Source organism: Fulvivirga aurantia (assembly GCF_009711475.1).
In the GTDB taxonomy this organism is placed as follows: Bacteria; Bacteroidota; Bacteroidia; order Cytophagales; family Cyclobacteriaceae; genus Fulvivirga; species Fulvivirga aurantia.
In genome coordinates this window covers 1-1756 of the sequence record NZ_SMMD01000325.1, presented here as the reverse complement: position 1 = coordinate 1756, position 1756 = coordinate 1, and the positions used below count along the sequence as shown (strand labels likewise).

Genomic DNA, 1756 nt, shown 5'->3' with positions numbered 1-1756 from the left:
ACTCCCAAACTGTTCATACAAACGGACTCAACTTCGCTGCCTGCAAAAAAAACAAGTAAATCAATAAAGTGACATGCTTCTCCTACGATACGGCCTCCACCGACTTCTAAGTCGTGAACCCACATTTCTTTTGGTATAAAACCAGCATTCATAGTTGCTACGATGTTAATAGGGCCTGGGTTATTCCCAAGAGCCTTTTTAATAGCAATGGAATGTGGAGAAAAACGTCTATTAAAACCTACTGTTATGCTTTTTCCTGATTTCCTTTGAGCCTTTATCAGAGCGGTAAGGTCACTTTCATTTAATGCTAATGGCTTTTCAACAAATACATGTTTGTCATTTTCAAGAACCTCTTGTGATAAGGAAGCGTGACTATTATGTCTTGTTGTTACAAAAATTGAGTTTACTTCAGGATCTTTTAAAATGACTTTATAGTCAGATGTAGAGTTAGCAACTTTATATTTTTTAGCTAGTGTTGTGCTGGATAACCCAGAAGAACTAGCCAAATATTTTACATTGGCATTACACTTATTGAGAGCAGGTAAAATGGTAGAGGAAGTAAAATTACCAGCTCCGATAATTCCAATGGTGCCATTTGTTGATTCAAATTTTTGGTCCTTTAAGCTTATTGTTTTAGAAAAAGAAGGTGCATTACTGTATTTAATCAGAGTAGCGATTGACTTTGAATTTGAGATGTTATCATAAATTGACACAACTTCATCCAAGGAGATTTCTTCGGATATTAGTGGAAATACATCTATTGCCTTTGTACTCATTGAATGAAGTATGGCCTCAAAATTTCTTTTTTCTGTCCACCTGACATATGGCAAAGGGTAATCATTGCCCTTGAGTTCATACTCTTCATCATACCTCCCAGGCCCGTAGCTACAAGAGACTTGAAAAGTAAGCTCTTTCTCATAAAAATCAGATCGATCGATATGTAGCCCAATTACTCCAATTAATATAATTCGGCCTCTTTTTCTTGACATATTTGCAGCCTGAGAGATAATGTCATTACTTTTGTTTGATGCTGTAATTAAGACACCATCAGCCCCTACTTGATTAGTATAATTGTGAACGAATTTAACTGGATCTGTTCCATCTGCCAGGCTAATTGCTTCAATACCCTTACTTTTGGCCAATTCAATTTTTGATTGATCAAAATCAAAGCCCACAACCTTACAGCCATTCGCTTTAAGCAGTTCTGCTGTTATTAAGCCAATTAAGCCTAATCCAATTACGACCATAGTTTCTCCCAGAGTGGGGTTACTTAATCTTATTCCTTCTAAACCAATTGCACCTATAACAGTAAAAGCCGCCTCTTTATCGGTAACATTATCAGGAACTTTAGCAACAAGATTTTGAGGGATATTAACTATTTCAGCATGTGGTCCATTCGAAACTACCCGGTCTCCTATTGAAAATTCTGATACTCCTTTTCCTACACCGATTACTTTTCCTACATTGCAATAGCCGAGTGGAAGTGGTTGGTTAAGTTTATTGAATACTGCATTCACAGTTGGCTTAATGCCATCTGTTTTCATCTTATCAAAAACCTGCTTTACTTTTTCTGGTTGTTGTCTAGCCTTGTCAATGAAATTAGCTTTTCCAAATTCAACCAACATACGTTCAGTACCTAGTGAAATTAAGCTTTGCGTTGTTTGAATTTGAACATGTCCATTTTTTACCTGGGGAGCAGGTACTTCTTCAAGGATGGTTTCTCCTGAATTAAGGTTTTGTATTATTTGTTTCATTT

At 36.4% G+C, this 1756-nt stretch carries 1 protein-coding gene; it reads right to left on the bottom strand.

What is annotated here, in order from left to right; genetic code table 11:
• The coding region (locus E1176_RS01490) for a bi-domain-containing oxidoreductase (protein WP_155208810.1) at positions 1 to 1756 on the bottom strand (1756 nt) is incomplete at both ends.